The 22,710-nt window shown below is 71.4% G+C and carries 20 protein-coding genes and 1 pseudogene; 9 read left to right on the forward strand and 12 right to left on the reverse strand.

Going from position 1 to position 22,710, the window contains the following annotated elements; all coding sequences use genetic code 11:
• Positions 1-168 precede the first annotated feature (168 nt).
• Positions 169-930 carry a phosphoglyceromutase gene (locus tag ACFWV8_RS25495; RefSeq protein WP_384207713.1) on the reverse strand — a complete coding sequence of 254 codons (762 nt, stop codon included), beginning with the start codon at positions 928-930 and terminating at the stop codon, positions 169-171.
• Between the two features lie 159 nt (positions 931-1,089).
• Between ACFWV8_RS25495 and ACFWV8_RS25500 the strand changes: the two genes are divergently transcribed.
• Positions 1,090-2,418: an MDR family MFS transporter gene (locus ACFWV8_RS25500; protein ID WP_384207718.1), complete on the forward strand. Its 1,329-nt coding sequence runs from the start codon at positions 1,090-1,092 to the stop codon at positions 2,416-2,418.
• Positions 2,419-2,424: 6 nt separating this feature from the next.
• Here ACFWV8_RS25500 and ACFWV8_RS25505 read toward each other — a convergent pair whose 3' ends face one another.
• The 3 genes from ACFWV8_RS25505 to mshA form a co-directional block, all read right to left on the reverse strand.
• Entirely contained in the window at positions 2,425-4,092 is a 1,668-nt protein-coding gene (locus ACFWV8_RS25505; RefSeq protein WP_384207725.1) for a N,N-dimethylformamidase beta subunit family domain-containing protein, read from the reverse strand.
• A 142-nt stretch (positions 4,093-4,234) separates the two neighbouring features.
• A complete protein-coding gene (locus ACFWV8_RS25510; protein ID WP_384207729.1) occupies positions 4,235-4,888 on the reverse strand; it encodes a YbjN domain-containing protein in 654 nt (217 codons plus the stop codon).
• Positions 4,881-6,224 (reverse strand): D-inositol-3-phosphate glycosyltransferase, encoded by a 1,344-nt coding sequence (mshA, locus tag ACFWV8_RS25515; protein WP_384207737.1) that lies wholly within the window; start codon positions 6,222-6,224, stop codon positions 4,881-4,883. The genes ACFWV8_RS25510 and mshA overlap by 8 nt, the downstream gene beginning before the upstream one ends.
• Positions 6,225-6,434: 210 nt before the next feature.
• Between mshA and ACFWV8_RS25520 the strand changes: the two genes are divergently transcribed.
• From ACFWV8_RS25520 to ACFWV8_RS25530, 3 genes are all read left to right on the forward strand, one after another.
• The gene (locus tag ACFWV8_RS25520) at positions 6,435-7,310 is read left to right on the forward strand and encodes a class I SAM-dependent methyltransferase (RefSeq protein ID WP_384207743.1); all 876 of its coding nucleotides are present in this window, start codon (positions 6,435-6,437) and stop codon (positions 7,308-7,310) included.
• 146 nt (positions 7,311-7,456) lie between these two features.
• Positions 7,457-8,632 (forward strand): NlpC/P60 family protein, encoded by a 1,176-nt coding sequence (locus ACFWV8_RS25525; RefSeq protein WP_384207746.1) that lies wholly within the window; start codon positions 7,457-7,459, stop codon positions 8,630-8,632.
• Positions 8,633-8,966: 334 nt separating this feature from the next.
• Positions 8,967-10,259 (forward strand): PP2C family protein-serine/threonine phosphatase, encoded by a 1,293-nt coding sequence (locus tag ACFWV8_RS25530; RefSeq protein WP_384207749.1) that lies wholly within the window; start codon positions 8,967-8,969, stop codon positions 10,257-10,259.
• Positions 10,260-10,338: 79 nt separating this feature from the next.
• Here the strand turns inward: ACFWV8_RS25530 and ACFWV8_RS25535 are convergent, their stop codons facing one another.
• From ACFWV8_RS25535 to ACFWV8_RS25555, 5 genes are all read right to left on the reverse strand, one after another.
• Positions 10,339-10,674, reverse strand: coding sequence for a DUF2516 family protein (locus tag ACFWV8_RS25535; RefSeq protein ID WP_329392372.1), 336 nt, complete (start codon positions 10,672-10,674; stop codon positions 10,339-10,341).
• 123 nt (positions 10,675-10,797) lie between these two features.
• Complete coding sequence (locus tag ACFWV8_RS25540) at positions 10,798-11,511, reverse strand: hypothetical protein (protein WP_329385956.1); 714 nt, start codon at positions 11,509-11,511, stop codon at positions 10,798-10,800.
• A 17-nt stretch (positions 11,512-11,528) separates the two neighbouring features.
• On the reverse strand, positions 11,529-12,005 hold the full coding sequence (locus ACFWV8_RS25545) for a helix-turn-helix transcriptional regulator (protein ID WP_329385954.1): 477 nt from the start codon (positions 12,003-12,005) through the stop codon (positions 11,529-11,531).
• Between the two features lie 84 nt (positions 12,006-12,089).
• Complete coding sequence (locus ACFWV8_RS25550) at positions 12,090-13,286, reverse strand: MFS transporter (RefSeq protein ID WP_384207754.1); 1,197 nt, start codon at positions 13,284-13,286, stop codon at positions 12,090-12,092.
• Between the two features lie 43 nt (positions 13,287-13,329).
• Positions 13,330-14,919: an MFS transporter gene (locus ACFWV8_RS25555; RefSeq protein WP_384207757.1), complete on the reverse strand. Its 1,590-nt coding sequence runs from the start codon at positions 14,917-14,919 to the stop codon at positions 13,330-13,332.
• A 116-nt stretch (positions 14,920-15,035) separates the two neighbouring features.
• Here ACFWV8_RS25555 and ACFWV8_RS25560 point away from each other — a divergent pair, with 116 nt between their 5' ends.
• The gene (locus ACFWV8_RS25560) at positions 15,036-15,665 is read left to right on the forward strand and encodes a helix-turn-helix domain-containing protein (protein WP_384207760.1); all 630 of its coding nucleotides are present in this window, start codon (positions 15,036-15,038) and stop codon (positions 15,663-15,665) included.
• Between the two features lie 54 nt (positions 15,666-15,719).
• On the opposite strand, the gene ACFWV8_RS25565 is transcribed toward ACFWV8_RS25560, so the two are convergent.
• Positions 15,720-16,811, reverse strand: coding sequence for an NAD(P)/FAD-dependent oxidoreductase (locus ACFWV8_RS25565; protein ID WP_384207763.1), 1,092 nt, complete (start codon positions 16,809-16,811; stop codon positions 15,720-15,722).
• A gap of 93 nt (positions 16,812-16,904) precedes the next feature.
• Here ACFWV8_RS25565 and ACFWV8_RS25570 point away from each other — a divergent pair, with 93 nt between their 5' ends.
• A complete protein-coding gene (locus tag ACFWV8_RS25570) occupies positions 16,905-17,516 on the forward strand; it encodes a helix-turn-helix domain-containing protein (protein WP_384207765.1) in 612 nt (203 codons plus the stop codon).
• Between the two features lie 146 nt (positions 17,517-17,662).
• A complete protein-coding gene (locus tag ACFWV8_RS25575; RefSeq protein WP_384207768.1) occupies positions 17,663-18,523 on the forward strand; it encodes a class I SAM-dependent methyltransferase in 861 nt (286 codons plus the stop codon).
• A gap of 205 nt (positions 18,524-18,728) precedes the next feature.
• On the opposite strand, the gene ACFWV8_RS25580 is transcribed toward ACFWV8_RS25575, so the two are convergent.
• Positions 18,729-19,679, reverse strand: a complete 951-nt coding sequence (locus ACFWV8_RS25580; RefSeq protein ID WP_384207771.1) for a slipin family protein — start codon at positions 19,677-19,679, stop codon at positions 18,729-18,731.
• Between the two features lie 111 nt (positions 19,680-19,790).
• A pseudogene (locus tag ACFWV8_RS25585) lies at positions 19,791-20,547 on the reverse strand (sigma-70 family RNA polymerase sigma factor).
• Positions 20,548-20,644: 97 nt separating this feature from the next.
• On the opposite strand from ACFWV8_RS25585, the gene ACFWV8_RS25590 reads away from it, so the two are divergent.
• Entirely contained in the window at positions 20,645-21,439 is a 795-nt protein-coding gene (locus tag ACFWV8_RS25590; RefSeq protein WP_384207774.1) for an SDR family oxidoreductase, read from the forward strand.
• A gap of 103 nt (positions 21,440-21,542) precedes the next feature.
• On the forward strand, positions 21,543-22,682 hold the full coding sequence (locus ACFWV8_RS25595; RefSeq protein ID WP_384207777.1) for a DUF4037 domain-containing protein: 1,140 nt from the start codon (positions 21,543-21,545) through the stop codon (positions 22,680-22,682).
• Positions 22,683-22,710 lie beyond the last annotated feature (28 nt).

Raw genomic sequence — 22,710 nt, forward strand, 5'->3', positions numbered from 1 at the left:
CTCGTACTGGACGTACTTGAGCGACTCCGACAACGCCGCGAGCGCGCGTGCCAGGCGTCGCGGGCCAGGCGGGACTTTGAAGACACCCCCTAGGGCCCGGTCCGGTGGTGGAACCTCCACCCGGACCGGGCCCTGCAATACATGACCCCAAGTGCCCTTCCTTGAGGGCTACTTCTTCTTGCCCTGGTTCTTCACGGCCTCGATCGCCGCCGCCGCCGCGTCCGGGTCCAGGTAGGTGCCGCCCGGCTTCAGGGGGTGGAAGTCCGCGTCCAGGTCGTAGGAGAGCGGGATGCCCGTGGGGATGTTGAGGCCGGCGATGTCCGCGTCCGAGATGCCGTCCAGGTGCTTCACCAGCGCGCGCAGGCTGTTGCCGTGGGCGGCGACCAGGACCGTACGGCCCGTCAGCAGGTCCGGGACGATGCCGTCGTACCAGTACGGCAGCATGCGGACCACGACGTCCTTCAGGCACTCGGTGCGCGGGCGCAGCTCCGGCGGGATCGTCGCGTAGCGGGGGTCGTCGCTCTGCGAGAACTCGGTGCCGTCCTCCAGCTCCGGCGGCGGGGTGTCGTACGAGCGGCGCCAGAGCATGAACTGCTCCTCGCCGAACTCCGCGAGCGTCTGCGCCTTGTCCTTGCCCTGGAGCGCGCCGTAGTGCCGCTCGTTCAGGCGCCAGGAGCGGCGGACGGGGATCCAGGAGCGGTCGGCGGACTCCAGCGCCAGCGTGGCGGTGCGGATCGCGCGCCTCTGCAGCGAGGTGTGCAGGACGTCGGGCAGCAGACCGGCGTCCTTCAGCAGCTCACCGCCGCGTACGGCCTCCTTCTCGCCCTTTTCCGTGAGGTTCACGTCCACCCAGCCGGTGAACAGGTTCTTCGCGTTCCATTCGCTCTCGCCGTGGCGGAGGAGGATCAACTTGTACGGTGCGTCGGCCATGGGGCCGAGCCTAATCGAACGGGCCCGATTGACGCCTGCCGTCAATTGACTGGCGGCTCCGCGACGCCCATACGTAAGTTGCGGTTGACCACTCGGCCACTTACTCCGCCAGCGCCGGTCCGCACGGACCGGCCCGCCGTCCCTCGGGGGGAACGACGCATGTCCATAGCCGGACTGAGACGCGCCACGGGCGAGAGCATCAGAAAGAGCGTCTCGGGGCTGCCCCGGGAGTTCTGGTGGCTGTGGACGAGCACGCTGGTCAACCGGCTCGGCGCCTTCGTGGCCACCTTCATGGCGCTGTATCTCACCCTGGAGCGCGGCTACTCGGCGTCGTACGCCGGTCTCGTCGCCTCGCTCCATGGACTCGGCGGAGTCATCTCCTCCGTCGGCGCCGGCGTGCTCACCGACCGGCTCGGGCGACGGCCCACGCTGCTGATCGCGCAGTTGTCGACGGCCGCTTCGGTGGCGCTGCTCGGCTTCATGCACGATCCCGCGGCCATCGCCGCCGTCGCGTTCCTCGTCGGCATGACCTCCAACGCCTCGCGCCCCGCCGTCCAGGCGATGATGGCGGACATCGTGAAGCCCGAGGACCGGGTACGCGCCTTCTCGCTCAACTACTGGGCGATCAACATGGGGTTCGCGATCTCGTCGGTCGCGGCGGGCTTCATCGCCGAGTTCAGCTATCTCGCCGGATTCCTCGGGGAGGCGGCGATGACGCTGGCCTGCGCCGTGGTGATCTTCCTCAAGCTGCCCGAGTCCCGGCCCGAACTCGCCGAGGCGGACGGGAAGAGCGGGCCGGAGACCGGGATGCGGACGGTCCTGCGGGACGGCCGCTTCATGAGCGTGGTGGTGCTGTCGTTCATCGTGGCGCTGATCTTCCAGCAGGGGTTCGTGGGGCTGCCGGTCGCGATGGGCACGGACGGGTTCAGCAGCTCCGACTTCGGGATGATCATCGCGTTCAACGGTGTGCTGATCGTGGCGCTCCAGATCCCGGTCACCCGGTTCATCGAACACCGGGACACCCGTGGGCTGTTGATCCTCTCCTCGGCGCTCGCGGGGTACGGCTTCGGGCTGACGGCCTTCGCGGGGTCGCTGGCGGTCTACGCGCTGGCGGTGTCCGTGTGGACCATGGCGGAGATCATCAACGCCCCGACGCAGACCAGCCTCGTGGTCCGGCTGTCACCGGTCCACGGGCGGGGCCGCTACCAGGGCATGTACACGATGTCGTGGTCGGTGGCCGGGCTGATCGCACCACTGATGTCCGGCTTCCTGATCGACCAGTACGGCGCCGACTGGCTGTGGGCCGCGTGTGCGGTGCTGGGGACGGTGGCGGCGGGCGGGTACTGGCTGCTGATGAGGAGGTTGGGGTCGGGGTCGGGGGACTGCGAGGGACCACTGACGGAGAATCCGGCTGCGAACCCTGTGGCGGAGCACGAGGCACCCGTCGCGGAGCGCGTCGTGCCGAGCGAGGCGCCCGAACCGCTGTGAGACAGCTCAAGTCACCGGCGTCGGGGACCCGTTCTCCGTCGCCTCGTGCCCGTACACGCTCCGTACGTTGTCCTTCGGCGCCGGCTTGCTCCGCCCGGCCGGGCCCGCCGCGAAGGCGCGGAACACGTTCTCCGTCGTGCGCGTGACGAAGGCGCCGGTCCGCGCGTCCATCCCGTGGTCGCTGCCGTTCTCCCGGGTCCCCGCCATGAGGCCTTCGACCCAGCGCATCGTCCCGGAGGCGAAGACGCCCGCGCCGCTGGGAACGGTGTAGTACACGGAGTCCGCGTGGCTGTCGTTGCCTTTGCACACCAGCGGGGAGTGGGCGACGATCTCCAGCGGCGACGGCGTGGGCTGCCCCGGGGTCACCCGGTCGTACTCCACGCCGACCAGGTGGTCGAAGGAGTCGCCGCGCTTCACTCCGGTCCCCTCGAAGATCCAGTGGTCCGCGCCGTGGACGACGTAGGGGGCGTCCGTGGGGAAACCCTCGTACAGGACGCCGGTCAGGGAGGACTCCGGGTCGGCGGCCGGGGGCGCCCGGAAGTCGGTGGTCACCATGGTGCGGTGCTCGACGAGATGCGGATCGTTCTGGAAGTCGGACTTGAAGCAGACGACCGTACGGATGGGCCCCTTGCCGTTCTCCCGTTCCAGCCGGATCCGGCGGTAGCAGGTGTTGGCACCGAGAAAGACCACGTTGGTGCCGGTGTCGCGGGCCCGGGTGACATGCTTCCGCTGCTCGGGGGTCCAGTACTCGTCGTGTCCGAGCGAGACCACCGACGAGGCGCCGCGCAGCGACGACGGGGCGAGATGGACGTCCACGCCGGTCGTGTACGCCAGCGGGATGCCGAGGCGTTCGGCGAGGACCACGACCGCGCGTTCGTAGACCAGGAACTTCTCGGCCCCGTTCTTGTCGTACGGCCGGTCGAAGCTGACGGCCAGCGAACGGGTTCCGTACGCGCCGTCCTTGCCCTCGTAGAGGGAGTAGCCGCCCCACAGGTTGTACGCCTGCCAGGTCGCGGGCGCGTGCATCAGTACCGTCCGGCCGGTGGCGCTCGCCGAGCGGACGATCAGCGGAACATACCGCTGGTGTGCGTTCTCGGCGTCCAGCCGCAGCAGATACGCGCCCTCGGGCCAGCCGTCGGCGCGGACGGCGAGGGTACGGTCCCAGTCCGCCCGCACAGTGTCGGTGAAGGTGTCCAGGCGCGGGTCGCGCTGGACGCGGCCCGCCACCCGGTCGGAGCGCCAGACCAGCCGGGCCTGGGCGCCGCCGTACCAGCCGACCCGGTAGGCCGAGACCCGGAAGCCGCGTGCGGTGGTCGAGACGCACAGCCCGAACTCGTCGTCCGGCTCCACGCTCACCTTGTCGGTGTACCCCTCGATCGCGTCGGGCGGCCCCACGGACCGGATGCGCCAGTCGGGACTGCCGGGCAGCGCCCGCTCGGCGGCGGCAGCGGCGTCCGTCGAGTCGGCACCGGCACCGGTGCGCTCGGGCGCGGCCTCCTGGCCCCCGGGGGCCGAGGAGTCACAGCCGGCCGCCGCCCCCATGGCGATGCCGGCGGCCCCTGCCGCGGCGGCCCCCAGAAAATGCCGACGGTCCAGACGTCCGGGGTGCTCCACACGCCCGGAGTGCTCCGCGGGGCGCTCCCGGTGGTCATGGTGCTCCGCGTCGTGGTCCATCAGCCCGTCCCGTATGTCCGGCCCGTGTGCTGTCGCTGTCGCCGTCGCTGTCGCCGTCAGGACGATCCTGGGCGGGCGCGGGCCGACGGGCGACCCCGGGAGGGCCGAATGCGGGTATGGCCGGATCCGGGGCGGGGGAGACTCAGCCGGTCGGCCGGGGCGGGCTCGGCTCCCGCGTCAGATGCGCGAAGGCGTCGAGATTCCTCGTGGACTCACCACGGGACACCCGCCACGCGTACTCCTTGCGGATCGCGCTCGCGAACCCCAGCTCCAGCAGCGTGTTGAAGGAGCCGTCGGCCTCTTCGAGTACGGACCCGAGCAGCCGGTCCACCTCGTCGTCGGTGACGGCGGAGAGCGGCAGCCTGCCGGAGAGGTAGATGTCGCCGAGCCGGTCGACCGCGTACGCCACCCCGTACAGCTTGAGGTTGCGCTCCAGCAGCCAGCGGTGGACGCCCTGCTCATTCTCGTCCGGGTGACGGATCACGAAGGCGTTGACGGAGAGGGAGTGCCGGCCGACGCGCAGGGAGCAGGTCGTGGAGAGCTTGCGGGTGCCGGGGAGCGTGACGACGAAGGAGCCCGGCTCGGGACTCTCCCACGCCAGGCCGGAGTCGAGGGCCGCGGACTTCAGGCCGCGCTCGACGAGGCGGGTGGCTCGGGCGGTCTCGTCGGTGCTCGCGCTCGCGTTGCTGCCGCTCGCGTTGGTGCTTACGTCGGTGCTTCCGCTCGCATTGCTTCCGATCGCATCAGTGCTCGCGTCGGTGCTTCCGCTCGCGTCCGCTCGCGCTTCGTCAGCCATGATCCGAGCGTACGCGACCGTGGTGATCATGCATCGCGGCCGTGTAGACGTCCGCAGTCGCCGACGCCGCCGTGTCCCAGCCGAAGGACTGGGCGTGCCGCGAGGCCGCCTCCCCCATCCGCTCCACCAGCTCGGGCCGGTCGATGTAGCGGGCGAGCGCCTGGGCGTACGCCTCCGGCTCGTGCCCGGGGATCAGAAAGCCGGTCTTCCCGCCCCGTACCGCGACGGGAAGCCCGCCCACCGCGGCCGCGACCACCGGGGTCCCCGTCGCCTGCGCCTCGATGGCGACCAGGCCGAAGGACTCGCTGTACGACGGCATGACCAGCACGGACGCCGCGCGGAACCAGTCGGCGAGCGTCTCCTGGCCGACCGGCGGACAGAACCGTACGACATCGGCGATACCGAGCCTGGCCGCGAGCTTGTGCAGCCCCTCCGGCCTCGCCAGACCGCTGCCGCTCGGGCCGCCCACGACCGGAACGACCAGCCTCCTACGGAGGGTGGGATCGCGGTCCAGCAGGACGGCCACGGCGCGCAGCAGGACGTCGGGCGCCTTGAGCGGCTGGATACGGCCGGCGAAGAGCGGGACGAACGCGTCCTGCGGCAGCCCGAGCCGGGCGCGCGCCGCCGCCCGGCCGTCGGCGGGGCGGAAGAGATCCAGATTCACGCCGGGGTGGACGACCGCGACCTTGCCGGGAGCGGCCTCGTAGAAGCGGACGAGTTCGTCGGCCTCCTCCGAGGTGTTCGCGATCAGCCGGTCGGCGGCGCGCACGATCTGCGTCTCGCCGATGACACGGGCCGTCGGCTCGGGGGTGTCCCCCTCGGCGAGCGCGGCGTTCTTGACCTTGGCCATGGTGTGCATGGCGTGGACGAGGGGCGTACGCCAGCGCTCGGCGGCGAGCCAGCCGACCTGGCCTGAGAGCCAGTAGTGGGAGTGGACGAGGTCGTAGTAGCCGGCGCGCTGGCCCGCCCATGCCTGCATCACGCCGTGCGTGAACGCGCACAGCTGCGCGGGCAGCTCCTCCTTGGCCAGCCCTTCGTACGGACCGGCGTCCACGTGCCGTACGAGCACGCCCGGCGCCAGCTCGACGCTCGGGGGAAGCCCGCCGAGCGTCGAGCGCGTGAAGATCTCGACCTCGACGTTGATGGCCGCGAGGCGCTTGGCCAGCTCGACGATGTAGACGTTCATGCCGCCCGCGTCGCCCGTCCCCGGCTGGTGCAGCGGGGAGGTGTGGACGCTGAGCATGGCGACGCGCCGCGGTTTGCGGGGCTGGCCGGGAATCCGGAGCCGGGGTGGTGACACCAGGGTGCCGGCAAGCCTGGACACGTACTGGCTCACGTCGACGGCCTCTCGCTCGGAGCATGACTAGGAGAGGGCATGGGGGACCCTCTATGGGCGCGTAACACCGGAGCGGGCCCGGTTCATTTCCGGCTTTGCCCAATCGTTAGCTCGGCGGCTCAACCATCGGCGGGGGTAGCGGACACCCGCGTGCGGGGCCGGGTGCCTCGTGGGGTCCTGGTGCGTCGCCGGGTCGTTAGGCTCACGCGCATGTCCGCGCGCCAGCCCTCCTCGCCCCGCCGTCCCGTGGGCACGGTCACGCGCGGTACGACCAACCCGAACCGGCTGCGCCGTATGGACCGCTGGATCGCCGCCGTACACGGACCCGTACTGCGCCGCTCGGCCGACCCCGTAGCAGTCGACCTCGGATACGGCGCCGCGCCCTGGACCGCGGTCGAGTTGCTGCGGCGGCTGCGCGCGGCCGAGCCGCGTACCGAGGTGGTGGGCGTCGAGATCGATCCCGCGCGGGTCGCGGCGGCGCTTCCTTACGAGGAGGACGGGCTCAGCTTCGTGCACGGCGGCTTCGAGATCCCGCTGCCGGATGCCGAACAGCAAGGGACCGGCGCCGGCCGGGGCCCGCTGCTGATCCGGGCGGCGAACGTCCTGCGGCAGTACGAGGAGAGCGAGGTCGCCGAGGTCTGGACCCGGCTCCGCGCGCGGCTCGCACCGGGCGGGCTGCTGGTGGAGGGGACGTGCGACGAGATCGGGCGGCGCCATGTGTGGGTCGCCCTCGGTAAGGAGGGCCCGCGCACGGTCACCTTCGCGACCCGGCTCGGTTCGCTCGACCGTCCTTCGGATCTGGCGGAGCGGCTGCCGAAGGCGTTGATCCACCGCAATGTGCCGGGGGAACCGGTGCACGCGTTCCTGCGGGACTTCGACCGGGCGTGGGCGGCGGCGGCCCCGTACGCCTCGCTGGGCGCGCGGCAGAGGTGGCTCAGGGCCGTGGAGGATCTGTCGGCGGACTGGCCGCTGGCCGGCCCGGCGGCGGGTGGCGGGCGGAGCAGATGGCGGCAGGGTGAAGTAACGGTGGAATGGGCGGCGCTGAAGCCGAACTCTGGCGAAACGGATGCGTTCAAGGGAACGTGAGGGGCGGGCTGTTCGTCCCTCACGGGTAGGGCACGCCCTGGATTCGACTGTCGGCCGAAAGTGCCCTCTGTCGTTCCGGGGGTCGGCGTGGCACGATCACGTCGGCGGAGAACAGTTACTGACAGTAAATCAGATAGGGGGAGCTCGTGAACCGACGCCGCTGTGTCACAGCCGCGATCACCGTCGTCTGCGCTCTGTCGGTGCTCACGTCACCGGCGTTGCTGAACCAGGCGTACGCGGCTCCGGCGTCGCCGACGGCTCCGGCATCCCCCGCGCTTCCCAACTCCCCCGCGCTCCCCGCGTCGCCGAGCGATCCGCCGGTCGCGCCCCGGCCGTTCGACCGGTCCCTGCCGCCGGGAGCGGAGGACAAGGTGACGGGCGCGGACGACTCGAAGCTCGAAGCGACGCGCAGGAAGATCGACGGGCTCTACAGCAAGGCCGCGTCGGCCACCGACGCGTACAACCTCGCCGAGGCGCGCGCCGACAACCAGTCGGCCGAACTGGTCAGGCTGGCCAGCCGGATCGTCGACGGCCAGGTCAGGATCGACAGGCTCAAGCGCCAGGCGGGCGCCGCGGCCCGCGCCCAGTACCGCGCGGGCGGACTGCCGCCCGAGGCCCAGCTGTTGCTCACCGACGACCCGCAGCTCTTCCTGGACGGAGCCGGCCGGGTCCAGCGCGGCCAGAAGGCGACGAGGGACCTCCTCGGTCAAATGACCAAGGCGCAGGACGACTTGACGGCGTACACAAAAAAGGCCGGCGTCAAGTGGACCAAGCTCGAAGCGAACCGGCTCAAGCAGGCGAAGGCGAAAAAGGAGATCAGCCGGCAGATCAAGGCCGCCAAGAAGATCGAGGCGGGGCTGGAGAAGGAGGAGCGCGACCGTCTGCTGATGCTGGAACAGCAGGAAGCGGCCAAGGCGCAGGCGGCCTGGCTGGGTTCGGGCACGCTCAAGGACATCAACGGCAAGGCGAGCCCCCAGGGCAAGGCGGCGATCGCGTACGCGACGGCGCAGATCGGCAAGCCGTACGTGTGGGGCGCCGAGGGCCCGGGGTCGTTCGACTGCTCGGGGCTGACCTCCGAGGCGTGGAAGGCGGCCGGCAAGGTCATTCCGCGTACCTCGCAGGAGCAGTGGCGGCTGCTCCCCCGCGTCCCGGTCGCGGACATGCGGCCGGGCGACCTGATCATCTACCACGAGGACGCGAGCCATGTGGGGATGTACGTGGGCGACGGCTCGATCGTCCACGCGCCGCGGCCGGGGCGGCATGTGACGCTGACGGGGGCGGGCTCGATGCTGATCCTCGGGGTCGTGAGGCCGGACAAGTAGGAGGGGTTCGCGGGCGCCCTGTTCCGGGTGGGCGCGGGCCCGCGAGGTCCTGTACACCCCTCGCATCCCTTTCGCCCCTGCTCACCCCCCTTGTCCCTCTCACCTCCTCCCGCCTCCCCTCCCACGTGATGTTTGTCATGGCCGTTTCGGGCCCCCCGAATGGGCCGATCGTGCCGGATGCGTGGTGGGAAGCGGCATATGGCGCGGGATCTTCTCCGTACGGCGTTCCGTACGCCATTCCTTTCGGAGGTCGGCTAGCGCTAGGGTCCCGGTCGGTGGGGCGTCGATCGTCGTTCCACCGCGCCCTCGGGGGGAGGGAAGGACTCACAGACCGATGGCCGTACCTGTACCGGTGCCGCGACAGCGCACCGGCTCGACAGTCGAGAGTGCGCCCGCCCCGGAGACCTCCGGCGCGGGAGGCGACCTCACGCTCCTGGTGATCGAGGACGATCCCGCGGGCACCTTCAACGCGCCTGAACTGCCCGACGCGGCCGGCACCCGGGTCCGTATCCGTACCGCGCGCAACCTCACCGAGGCCGAGCGGCTGCTCACCGACGACATCCAGTGCATCCTCGTGGACCTCGCCCTGCCGGGCCGGGGCGACGACGACCTGGACGGCCTCGCGCCGCTCAAGCATGTGCTGCGGCTCGCGCCCCGCCACGCCGTTCTGGCGCTGGCGGCCGAGGGGGACAGCGAGCGCGCCGCGGCGGCCGTGCGCGTGGGCGCGCAGGACTATCTCTTCCGCGACGAGCTCGACAGCCGGCTGCTCAGCCGCGCGATCCGGTACGCCGTCGAACGCAAGCGCGCGGATGTCGCTCAACGCCAGCTCACCGAGTCCCGGCTGCGGGCCCAGGAGAACGCCCGGCTGGAGCGCGGACTGCTGCCCACCCCGCTCCTCCAGGGCTCGAATCTGCGCTTCGCCTCCCGATATCGGCCGGGCCGCTCCCGAGCGCTGCTGGGCGGCGACTTCTACGACACGGTCCGTACGCCTGACGGCACGGTCCATGTGATGATCGGCGACGTCTGCGGCCACGGCCCGGACGAGGCCGCGCTGGGCGTGGAGCTCCGGATCGCCTGGCGGGCGCTGACCTTCGCCGGGCTCAGCGGGGACGTACTGCTCGCCACGCTCCAGAAGGTCCTGGAGCACGAGCGGGAGAGCGAGGAGATCTTCGCGACGCTGTGCACGATCGACATCGCGCCGGACGGACGGCGGGCGGGGCTCTGTCTGGCGGGCCATCCGTCGCCGCTGGTCGTCCGCGACGGCAGGGCGCCTGAGCTGCTGCCGTACGACGAGGGCGGCCCCGCGCTCGGCCTGCTCCCGCGCGCGAGCTGGCAGCGCCGCGAGGTCGAGCTGGGCGAGGCGTGGAGCCTGATGATGTATACGGACGGGTTGATAGAGGGCCGCGTCGGGGCGGATACGAAGCAGCGGCTCGGCCAGGAGGGCATGGTCGAGATGATCACCGCCCAGCTGGCGCGGGGGCTGAGCGGCGAGGAACTGCTGGAGGCCGCGGTGGCTCAGGTGCGCGAGCTGAACGGCGGCGAGCTGACGGACGACGTGGCCGTGCTGCTGCTGGACCGCGTGCGCGCGGCGGAGCAGGTGCCGGAGGCGGCGCCGGTCACGGTCTGAGCGGGACGGCCGCCCCGCTCCGCCCGGTGGGTATCGGCGCTGTCCGACCCGGTCCGGTTGTGGCCCGGTCCTGCCCGGCTCAGCGACCGCCGTTGTACGGCCCGTACGGCCCGTCGCTGCTGGAACCGCCCCGTCGGCTGCCGCCCCCGCCGCCGGCCTGCTTGATCGCGGGGCGCACATCGACGAAGTACACGATGACCGCGATCAGCCCGATGATCGGCAGGAAGCTGAGGATCGGGAAGATCAGGCTCACCACAAGGGCGATCGAGAGAATGATCAGCCAGAACGGCTTTGTCTGCTTGTCGGCCGCGCGGAACGCGTCCTCACGCCGGATGAACGCGTCGACCAGCGCGAAGACGCTGAACACGCTGAGCGGGATACTCAACATCGCCACGAGCCCGTCGAAGCCGGCCATCAACACGTTACCCACCGCCCCTTTCTGTCCCCATCCTGTGCCGCCAAGGTACCCGTACAACGGACCGGACACCCCTGTGGTGCCCGGTCCGTCTCTGTAGCTCTCCGCTTGGCGAGTGTTCGCCTACTTGCTCGCGGGAGGTGTGGGCTTCTTCGCGGGCGCGGCGGGCTTGCGGACGGCGGCGTTGGCGGTGGTACCGCTGCCGGCGCCGGTCTTCCGCGCGGCGGGCTTCGCACCGGCGGCCTTGGCCTCCGGCTTGGCCTTGGTCTCGTTCTTGACCGAGGCCTTGGCGGGCGCGGTCTTCGCCGCGGCGGGCTTGGCGGCAGCGGGCTTGGCGGCGGCCGGCTTGGCCGCGGCGGGCCGGGTCGCCTGCTTCGCGCCGGACCGGGGCTCGACGGCGACGGCGATCTCCGCCACCCCGTCCGCGGCGTCGCCGCGCCAGCTCCGTACCGACTGCTCGCCGCGCTCGGCGACCTTCTCGTACGTCTCACGGGCCTTGACCGCGTACTCCGCGGCCACACCGACGCTCCGCAGCGCCAGGTCCTGAGCGGTCTCGCCGAGCTTCTTCAGGTCGGTGTCGAGCGACCCGAGCACCTCGTTGACCTTGGACTGAACGGTCGTCTGCGCTTCCTTCGCCTGCGAGGCGACCTTGTCCTGGACCCGCTTGGGGTCGGCGTTGCGCACCGCGTCGATACGGCCCGGGGCCTCCGCGCGCAGCTGCTCGATCAGCCCGGGAACCTTCTTGGCCTGCTCGACGGCGAGATCCGCCGTACCGGCCGCGAAGTAGAGGGGGGTCGGGTCGCTGAACGTCTTGCGCAGGTCATCGGCGATTGCCATGACTGTGGTCCTCCGGATCAGTGTGAGGGTGGGGTGTCGGCACCGCCGCCGGCGGTACCGGGCGTATCCCCGTCGGCGTCCCCGTCACCGGTACCGGCGCCCTTACCGGCCGGTCCCGCGGTCGCCTTCGCTTCCGTGTTCCCGCTGCCGAGCCCGTTCTCCTTACGGAAGGACTCGTAGATCTGCAGAAGCACCTGCTTCTGCCGCTCGTCTATGGACGGGTCGGCGAGGATGACGGCACGCGTCTCCAGCTCCTCACGCTCCCGCTCATCGAGCATCCCGGCCTGCACGTACAGCGTCTCGGCGGAGATCCGCAGCGCCTTGGCGAGCTGCTGCAGGATGTCCGCGCTGGGCTTGCGCAGACCGCGTTCGATCTGGCTGAGATACGGATTGGACACCCCGGCGGCCTCGGAGAGCTGCCGCAACGACAGCTGCGCGTTGCGCCGCTGCTCGCGGAGGTACTCACCGAGATTTCCGACGTTGAGTGATGCCATGCCTCCAGGGTGCCCACACTTGCTAACTTTTGCAAGCACCCGCTTGCAAAAGTGTTCCACCCGACACGGCCGCAGGCCTGCGGGCTAGGAGTCCGTGGGCGCGGGTTTCGCCGGGGCGGTCCTTTCCTTGGGTCTGGCGAGGGTCGCGAGGGTCAGGGTCGCCGTGAGTGATCCCGTTGCCATCAGGGTTATCGCCGTTGCCGGGGACGTCAGTTGGGCCAGGGTGCCGGCGAGGAGTGCGGCGGTGCCCTGCATGGCGGCCGTGCCCGTGGCGTGCAGGCCGAGGGCCTGGCCCGTGAGGTGGGTGGGGGTGAGGGACAGCAGGCGTTCCTGGAGGGTCAGGCTTGCCGCGAAGCCGATGGGGGCGGCCGTGACGGCCACCGCCGACAGCGCGACTCCCGGGCGCAGGACGAAGAACAGGTAGGGAACCGCCAGCAGCAGGCGCAGCGGGGTCGTGAGACGGGGGCGCAGTGCGGGTGGTACGAAGCGGCCCACCGTCAGGTCGCCCAGGAACATGCCCAGCGCGCCGCACGCGTAGAGGGTGCCGGCGGCTTCGGGGGCGTAGGAGACGTAGAGCGAATCGCCACCGATCACCAGACCGTTGGGGACCCACAGGCCGAGGTAGGTGAGGCGGCGGGGGCGGGAGGACCACAGGAGGGCGTTGGTGCGCCACGTCGCCGTGACGGACGGGCGGCCGGAGGCGCGTGGTGGCCGGGCCGTGAGACCGAGGCGGGTGACCAGGGCCGACGCCAGGTACAGCGCCGCCGCGAGGAGCAGACAGGTCCGTGGGGACAGGAGCGCAAGCAGTACGCCGCCCGTCGCGAAACCGGCCATCTGTGTCAGGCCCCAGAGCATGTTGTACACCGAACGGCCGAGCACATAGCCGTCCTTGGTGAGGATCTCGTTCAGCAGTCCCCCGCGCACGCCCCCGCCCAGCGACGCCACCAGGCCCTGCCCGAGCAGGACGGCGAAGACCGCCCAGAGGGGCAGGCCGGGCAGCGCCAGGATCGCCGTACCCGCCGCGAAGGCGAGGGCGATGCCGGACAGGATCGCGCGCGGGGGCAGCCGGTCGGCGCCCGAGAGCAGGAACGTGGCCCCCAGCAACTGCGCCAGCTGCGGCCCGAACATGCTCACCGCCGACAGGAACGGGGACCCGGTGGCACGGAAGACCAGAGTGCCAAGAGCCAGACCTGCGATCGTCTGGGCGGCGGCGAGCGCGGCGAAGGAGAGCAGAAAGGGTGTGAACTCCGGCGTGCGGAAGAGGGATTGGTAGCTGCGCATACGCCGAAGTCTGAGGGTCGCCCGGGGGGTGCGGGCGGGATTCTCAGCGCGGCGACCGGCGTTGAGGGCCTCGGGCGAGGATGTAGACGAGCAGGAGAGCCATGACCACGACGCCCGCCCACATCGCCTGTTGCCAGCCGTCGACGAACGAGTCCCGGGCCGCCCGGATCAGCGCCTCCGCGTGCGGGCCGGAACTGTCGGCGGCTTCCAGGGCGTTGGCGATGCCCTCGCGCGCCGTATCGGCCGTTTCCTCGGGTACGGCGGCGAGTTGACTGTCGATGGCGCCCCGGTAGCCGGACGACAGGAGCGCTCCGAGGAGGGCGACGCCGAGTGCCGTGCCGAACTCCCGCGTGACGTCGTTGAGCGCGGACGCGACGCCCTGGCGTTCCCGGGGCAGGGCGCCGGTGATGGCCTCGGTGGCCGGGGTCATCGTCAGGCCCATGCCGATTCCCATGGCGAGCATGCCGGGCAGTACGGAGAGGTATCCGCCGTCCACGGAGACGAGGGTCGCCATGAGGGCAAGGCCCGCGCCGCCCAGCAGGATTCCGAGGGCCATGGTCGAGCGGCTGCCGACGCGTTCGGCCAGGCGCGGTGCGAGGCCGGAGGTCGCCATCATCAGTACGGCCATCGGCATGAGCGCCAGCGTGGACCGCAGGCCGGACCAGCCGAGTACGGCCTGGAGGAAGGGGAAGAGCACCACGAAGATCCCGGCCTGGACGCCGAAGACCGCGAGCAGCGCCACGGACCCACTGGCCAGGCCCCGTTCGCGGAAGAGGCGGACATCGAGGAGCGGTGCGTGCCGGCGAAGTTCCCACGCCACGAAGCCGGCGGCGGCGAGGACGCCGACCAGCAGGCTCAGGAGCGTCACAGGGGCGGTCCAGCCCCGTTCGGGTCCTTCCTGGAGGACGAAGATGAGCCCGACCACGGCGAGCACCGAGGTCAGCGCGCCGACCGTGTCGAAGGTGTGCTTCGATGCCTCGCGCGAGTCGGGTACGAACCGCACCGTCAGGACACCGGCGACGAGCACGAGCGCCACGGGGAGCACGAAGAGCCACCGCCAACTCGCCACGTCCACAAGGGCGGCCGACAGGAACATGCCCAGGATGCCGCCACCGCCGGCGACACCGGTCCACACACCGATCGCCCGCCCGCGTTCTCCCTCCGGGAAGGTGGAGGTGATGACGGCGAGGGTGACGGGCATGATCATCGCCGCGCCCACACCGCTCAGGACGCGTGCGGCGATCATGACCTCGGTCGTCGTGGCGAGTCCGGCCGCCGCACCGGCGACACCGAAGACGGTCAGACCGATGAGCAGTACGGGCCTACGGCCCCAGCGGTCGCCGACCGCGCCGAGCGGCAGCAGTAGGGCGGCCAGGCTGAGGGTGTAGCTGTTGATGATCCACAGGATCGAGCTCTGGGAGGCGTCGAACGCGACAGCCATGTCCGGCTGGGCGACGTTGAGGCCGGACACCGAGGCGATGACGGCCATCAGGGCGATGCAGACCGTGATGAGGATCGCGCGGCGCCGGCGCGGGTCCTGAATCTCCGTGTCGGGAGCGGCGGTTACGGCGTTCACCGCCTGCGCGGGCTGGTCCGTACTCGGCTCGTCCGTACTCGGCCGGTTCGTGCTCATGGGGCGGGGCCTTTCAGATCTACGTGGAAGGAAGGGGCGGGGACGATCGTGGAGAGTCACCCGCCAGATGTGCAAAGTTGTTTGCCGATCGGCAAAACGGCGGCAGACTGGCGCGCATGGATGACGCAGAAACGGATGCCGCGGAAGTTGACCGCACCCTCGATGCCGTCGGTCCCCGCCTGAAGCAGTTGCGCCTCGGCCGGGACATCACGCTGACCCACCTCGGGGAGGCCACCGGCATCTCGGTCAGCACCCTGTCGAGGCTGGAGGCCGGGCTCCGGCGCCCCACGCTCGAACAGCTCCTGCCGCTCGCCCGTGTCTACGGCGTCACGATCGACGAGCTCGTCGACGCGCCCCGTACCGGCAACCCCCGGATCAATCTGCGGCCCATCGCCTGCAAGGACGGATCGACCGTGCTGCCGCTGACCCGCAGGCCGGGCGGCATCCAGGCGTACAAGTTCGTGCTGCCCGCCCCGGCACCGGGAGGCGACGTCGAGCCCGTCCTGCGTACGCACGAGGGCCATGACTGGATCTACGTCCTCAACGGCACGCTCCGCCTGGTCCTCGGCGAGCACGATCTCGTACTCAGGCCCGGCGAGGCGGCGGAGTTCGACACCCGTACCCCGCACTGGTTCGGAGTGACCGGCTCCGGGCCCGTCGAGTTCCTCAGCCTCATCGGAAAGCAGGGGGAACGGGCGCACGTGCGGGCGGCGCCGAAGCGCGCCACCCGCGAAGAACGCACCTGAGAGTTCACAAGGGCGGGCACGCTCGGGCGTTCAGGCGCTGAGGAGTTCACGCGTTCAGGCGTTCACGAGGGCGAGCGCCGCGTCGGTATCGGCGGTGGCCAGGTCGGCGTTGATGTGCGCGCCGGCCAGCGCGCCCGCCGCGGCGGACGCACCGACCTGGGCGGTCGGGTCGGTGGCATTGCCGGCCACCCATACGCCCCGGACCTGCGTGGTGCCGGCCGTACCGGTGACGAAGTGGTGGCCCATGCCGCCGGGCAGGTCCTGCGTCGGGAGGTTGAGACCGGCCAGGCCCTCGGTGCGGACCCGCATGCTCGTCGCCACAGCGAGAACGCGGCGGGCCACGACATGCCCGTCGGTCAGCCGCACGCCCGCGATCCCGCCGTCGTCCCTGGACCCGGTGGACCCGGCGGACCCGGCGGACCGGGCGGACCGGGCGGACTCCGTGGACTCGACCGCCGCCACCGGGGCGTCGACGACCCGGATGCCACGGGCGGCGAAGCGCGCGCGGGTCTCCTCGTCCAGGTCGGTGCCGCGGGTGAAGTAGACCAGGTCATCGGTCAACTGCCGGAAGAGCAGGGCGTGGTGGACGGAGGCCGGGCCGGTGGCCAGGACGCCGATGGGCTCGTCGCGTACCTCCCAGCCGTGGCAGTACGGGCAGTGCACGACGCCGCGCCCCCAGTGCCGGGCCAGTCCGGGGACATCGGGGAGTACGTCGCGCAGACCGGTGGCGACCAGCAGCCGGCGCGCCCGCAGGGTGCCGCCGTCGGCCAGCGTGACGGTGAAGCGCGGATCGCCGTCGGCGGAGGGGGTGGCCGGGACGGCGGAGACCACCTCGCCGGACAGCACGCTGCCGCCGTAGCCGCGTACCTCCTCGCGTCCCCGGCGCAGCAGCTCCGCCGGCGGGACGCCCTCCAGACCGAGCAGGCCGTGCACGCCCTCGGCGGGCGCGTTGCGGGGCGCGCCGCTGTCGATCACGACGACGGAGCGGCGGGAGCGGGCGAGCATCAACGCGCCGTTCAGGCCTGCGGCTCCGCCGCCGATCACCACGGCGTCGACGGTCTCGCGGGAGTCGGGGCCGGAGTCGGAGCCGGAGTCGGAGCGGGGGTCGAGTGCGTTGATCGCGTCGTCAGAAGTCCTGAGCGGCATGTGCGTACCTCTCCTCGCGGTGAGCGGGGCCCGAGCGGGCCCGGTACGGCCGACAGTAAGCAGGTTTTGCGTACGAGGCATAGCATGTTGCCTATGACGCAAGATGATGGCGATCTCGACAGCCTGGTACGCAAACGGATCCGCGCTCTGCGCATGGCGCAGGGCTGGTCCCTGGACGAGCTGGCCGGCCGCGCCCGGCTCAGCCCCTCCACGCTCAGCCGGATCGAGAACGGTCAGCGCCGCCTCGCCCTGGACCAGCTCGTCACCCTCGCCCGCGCCCTGGACACCACGCTCGACCAGCTCGTCGAGACGGCGGCGGACGACGTCATCTCCAGCCCGACGATCGACGCCGCGCACCAGCAGATGCGCTGGGCGGTCCGGGCGGACCCGGGCATGAGTGTCGTACGGCTGCGCCTGACGGCCCCGCCGCCCGACAGCCCTTCCCGGATGCGCGCCCACCCGGGCCGCGAATGGCTCGTCGTGCTCTCCGGCACGGCGGTCCTGCTCCTGGGGAACCGGCGCTTCCGGGTGGAGACCAACCAGGCCGCCGAGTTCCCCACGATGCTGCCGCACGCCCTCGGCGCCGAAGGCGGGCCGTGCGACATCCTCGGCATCTTCGACCGTGACGCGCGCCGGGGGCATCAGCGCGGCGACGACGGCGGCGGCGGGGACAGGACCGGGTACGAGAAAAGCTTGTCGCCCTGACCTCGGGCCCAGGCCCGTAGGCCAGCTCCCTCGCCTCTTCGCTTCCTCGCGTCGCTTCTTGCGCGGCGAGCAGGCCGAGCACCAGCATCTTGCTCTTCCGGAAAGCGACCCGGCCGCACGCTCATGATCCCCATAGCGTGGGCGCCATGACAGACACCTCCCCGCACGCGGCCCACGCCCACGACCACGGAGCGGGCCACAACCCCGACGACCAGTCGGAGATCCTCGACCTGGACGCCGAGGTACTCGCCGAACACATCGCCTCCATCACCGACTGGCTCCCCGTCAAGGCGGGCCCCCGCCACATCGTGGATCTCGGCAGCGGGACCGGCGCCGGCGCCCTCGCCCTGCTCAAGCGCTTCCCGGGCGCCCACGTCATCGCCGTCGACTCATCGACCAGCCATCTGCACCGACTGCGGCACAAGGCCGAGGCGGCCGGTCTCGCCGATCGGGTACGGACCGTCGAGGCCGACCTCGACGGGGCCTGGCCCGTGCTGGGCGCGCCCGAACTGGTCTGGGCGTCGGCCTCCATGCACCACATGGCCGACCCCGACCGCGCCCTCCGCCAGGTCCACGACCTGCTCGCGCCCGGCGGGCTGTTCGCGGTCGTCGAACTGGCCGGCTTCCCGCGCTTCCTGCCCGAGGACGCCCCGGCGGACCGCCCCGGTCTCGAAGAACGCTGCCACGCCGCGATCGACCGCCACCACACCGAGCACCTGCCCCACCGCGGCGCCGACTGGGGTCCCAAGCTGACCGCCGCCGGCTTCACCGTCGAGGGCGAACGCACCATCACCGTCGACCTGGGCCCGCCCCACACCGAGGCCGTCGGCCGTTACGCGCTCAGCAGCCTGACCCGTCTCCGCGGCGGTGTCGCCGAGGAGTTGGCGGCGGAAGACCTCACCGCACTCGACCAGTTGCTCGACACCGCCGGCCCCCACAGCATCCTGCGCCGCGACGACCTGACGGTCCGTACCGAGCGAACGGTGTGGGCCGCACGCCGTCTCTGAACAACGCCCCTCAGCCGCTCAGCCGCTGATGCTGCGCAGCGATCCGAACCCGGCCATCAGGGTCTCTTAGTCACCTCGCGGGTCCCCAAGGATCAGCGGAATCAAGGCCGTTCGGGAGGCGGCGGGAAGCATCCGCCCGGCCTCGGCGGCCGTTACGCGGAGTACGGGCGGATCTCGGCCGGGCGAGCCGCCGAACACGGCTTCCTCATCGTCCGGCTCGGCGGTCTCCGCCCATATCTCCCGGACCGACGGAGGCGTGGGTCCTCTCTTCCTTCCTCTCCAACTCCTTTTGGTCTTCCTTCTCGTCCTTGAATTCCTTCTTGCCTTCCATCGCTTGGGGCATCGGCGTCCTCTTCACCGCGTCCGACACCGCCCGCACCGCCTGTTCCTTCTCGGCCGGTGTCGCGCGTTCCAGGAAGCGGAGCAGTTCGACCGGGAAGGGCAGCACGAGCGTGGAGTTCTTCTCAGCCGCGACCGCCACCACCGTCTGCAGCAACCGCAGTTGAAGCGCGGCAGGCTGTCCGGCCATCTGCTGGGCCGCCTCCGCGAGCTTCTTCGACGCCTGGAGCTCCGCGTCCGCGTTGATCACCCGGGCGCGGCGCTCACGGTCCGCCTCGGCCTGGCGCGCCATGGACCGCTTCATGGTCTCCGGCAACGACACGTCCTTGATCTCGACCCGGTCGATCTGCACGCCCCAGCCCACCGACGGGCTGTCGATCATCAGCTCCAGACCCTGGTTCAGCTTCTCGCGGTTCGAGAGCAGATCGTCCAGATCGCTCTTACCGATGATCGACCGCAGCGATGTCTGCGCCATCTGCGAGACCGCGAACCGGTAGTCCTCGACCCGGATCAGCGCGTCCGCCGCGTCGACCACCTTGAAGTAGATGACCGCGTCCACACGCACGGTCACGTTGTCTCGCGTGATGCCGTCCTGCGCGGGGACGGGCATCGTCACGATCTGCATGTTGATCTTGTGCAGCCTGTCCACGAACGGGACGATCAGCGTGAATCCGGGCTTCCGGATGCCCTCTCGCAGTCGGCCCAGGCGGAAGACCACGCCTCGCTCGTACTGCTTGACGACCCGGGCCGCCGACATCGCGTAGATCCCGCATACGCAGACGATCGCTACGACCGCTATGACCAGTCCCTCGACCATGATGACCTCCCGATGCCGCCGGAGCGAGGCCTGCCCCACTAACAACGATATGCCCGTAATGACCCAGGGGTCACCCCGGTCACCCGTCTCCTGCCGCCCAGCCACCCGGCCTCACGCGTCGAGCACCGCCACCTCCACCCCCGCCAGACGCTCCGCGTCCGCGATGATGTCGATCTCCGTGACCCTGCCGGCCGCGATCGTGAACGCGAGAACCAGGTACAGCCGACCGCCCGGCGCCATCACCAGCCCCGGCGAGCCGTTGACCAGGGCGGGCCCCGTGAACCTGACCCGTTCCCCGGCCATGGACGCGCCCTTGCCCACGTTCTGGGCGCCACGGAGTGTGATCGGCCCGCGCGTCGGACCCGCCGAGTTGACGCGCCGCCGCCGGGGTGCGCTCGATCATCGGGGCGATCTCGTCGAACGGCACCGCGAACAAGTCGTGCAGTACGAAGGCCAGCCGCTCGGCCGGCGCCGGCGTGTCGAGAACGACCAGCAGGGCCAGCCCGACCGAGTCGGCGAGCAGCGCCTCTTCCTCGGGGTCACGCCTGTCGCCGCGCCCGCCGGTGTCCGGTTCGCCGATCGGTACGCCGGTGGGTACGCCGATCGGTGCGCGGTCCGGCGCGTCGAGCGGTTCCTCGCGCCGCGAGGCGCGCGTACGCAGCATGTTCAGACACACCCGCGCCACCACCGTGGTCAGCCACCCGCGCAGATTCTCGACCTCACGGGTGTCGGCGCGGTCGAGGCGCAGCCAGGTCTCCTGGACCGCGTCGTCGGCCTCGCTCGCGGAGCCGAGCATCCGGTAGGCCACCGCGCGCAGCCGGGCCCGGTCCTCCTCGAAACGCCCCAGAAGCCGCGTGCGCTCGTCCATCGGTCACATTCCCCGTTCGCCCGGTGTCACTGAAGTAGACCCTCTCAACCCCGCCGATGTGACCGGGAGACTCCCGGTCCGAGAGCTTGGAGAAGCCATGACGTCATCGATCCTGGTCACGGGCGGTACGGGCACCCTCGGGCGCGTTGTCACGCCGCTGCTCGCCGGCACCGGCAACGACGTACGGGTGCTCAGCCGGCACGGCCGCGATCCGAAGGACGGCGTCGAGTACGTCACCGCCGACCTGCTCAAGGGTGAGGGGATCGAGTCAGCGGTGGACGGCGCCGAGATCGTGCTGCATCTCGCGGGCGCCGCCAAGGGGGACGACCGGGCGACCCGGAATCTGGTGCGGGCCGCGTCGCGCGCGGGCGTACGGCACCTGGTCTGCATCTCGGTCATCGGCGCGGACCTGATGCCGCTCGGTTACTTCAGAGCCAAGCTGGGCGCGGAGGGGGCCGTGGAGGATTCCGGGCTGCCGTGGACGACGCTGCGGGCGGCGCAGTTCCACGACCTGGTCCTCTACGTGACGCGCGCCCTGGCGAAACTGCCGGTGGTCCTCGCGCCCGGCGGGGTGCGGCTACAGCCGGTCGACGCGCGTGATGTGGCCGAGCGTCTTGTGGAGCTGACGCTCGGCGACCCGGCCGGCCGGGTCGCCGACCTGGCCGGGCCCAAGCTGTACGGGCTCGCCGAGCTGAGCCGCGGCTACCTCCAGGCGCGCGTCGGCCGGCCGACGCGGCGGCCGACGTTGCCGTTCCGGGTCCCGGGCAAAGTGGGCCGGGCGTACCGGGCGGAGGACAATCTGGTCCTCGACGGGGCCGACCTCGGGCGGCGGACCTGGGAGGACTTCCTCGCGGAGCGGGTCGCGGGGGCGGAGCGGGTCCGCGGGCGGTGAGACGGCGCACGGGCGAGGCGGTCGTACGCGAACGCCCGGGGGCGGCCCTGGACCGCGGCGAAACTGCGTGGCCGCGCCCTTCCGCCTCCGGCACAGTGAGCCCGTGACCAGCCCAAGCCCCCACCCCCGCCCTCTCCCCGACTTCGTCCCCGGCCTCGAACTGTCCCGGATCCTGTACGAGGAGGCGGTCCGCCCCCTTCTCGACAGCGCGTACCCGGGCCTGCGGTACGCCGCCGCCCGGGTCGGCTCCGGGTCCGAGGTGCTCGGGTTCGACACCGCGCGGTCCGCCGACCACGAGTGGGGTCCTCGGCTGAATCTCTTCCTCGCGCCGGACGAGGCCGCCGAGCACGGCGCGGGGCTGCGCCGGCTGCTCGCGGAACGGCTGCCCAAGCATGTACGCGGCTGGCCCACGCACTTCAGGCACCACAACCCCGAAATCCCCATCGGACAGATGGAGTTGACGGACGGCGCGGTCAACCACCGGGTCTCGGTCGACGACGTCGGCGACTGGCTGCGGACACAACTCGGCGTGGCGACGCGGCCCACGGTCCACGACTGGCTGGCGATGCCGCAGCAGCGGCTGGCTGAGGTCACCGGCGGCGCGGTGTTCCACGACGGGCTCGGCACGCTGGACGCGGCGCGGGCCCGGCTGGCGTGGTACCCCGACCAGGTGTGGCGCTACCTCCTGGCCTGTCAGTGGCAGCGGATCTCCCAGGAAGAGGCCTTCGTCGGCCGCTGCGCGGAGGTGGGGGACCCGCTCGGGTCGGCGGTCGTGGCGGGGCGGCTGGTGCGCGATCTGATGCGGCTGTGCCTGCTGCTGAAGCGGACGTACGCCCCGTACGGCAAGTGGCTCGGCACCGCCTTCGGGCGGCTCGCGATCGCCGATGAGCTGATGCCGTCGCTGGCGGGCGCCCTGGCCGCGACGGGGTATCCGCAGCGGGAGCGGCATCTCTGCGAGGCGTACGAGTTCGTGGCCGCGCTCCAGAACGCGGCGGGGCTCACCGAGCCGGTGGACCCGGCGTGCCGGCCGTACCACGACAGGCCGTTCCAGGTGCTGCACGCCGAACGCTTCGCCAACGCCCTCGCGGCGACCGTCACCGACCCCGGACTGCGGGCCCTGCTGCTGACCGGCGGGGTGGACCAGTGGGCGGACAGCACGGACTTCCTCGGGCTGAACGGCCCGAGACGCGCCGCGGTCGACGCCCTCGCACGCGCCGTCGCCTCCGACGCGCCCACCCGCTAACAGGAATCGGCGAAGGGCGCGATTCCGT

This window comes from Streptomyces sp. NPDC058665 (assembly GCF_042714995.1).
Classification (GTDB): domain Bacteria; phylum Actinomycetota; class Actinomycetes; order Streptomycetales; family Streptomycetaceae; genus Streptomyces.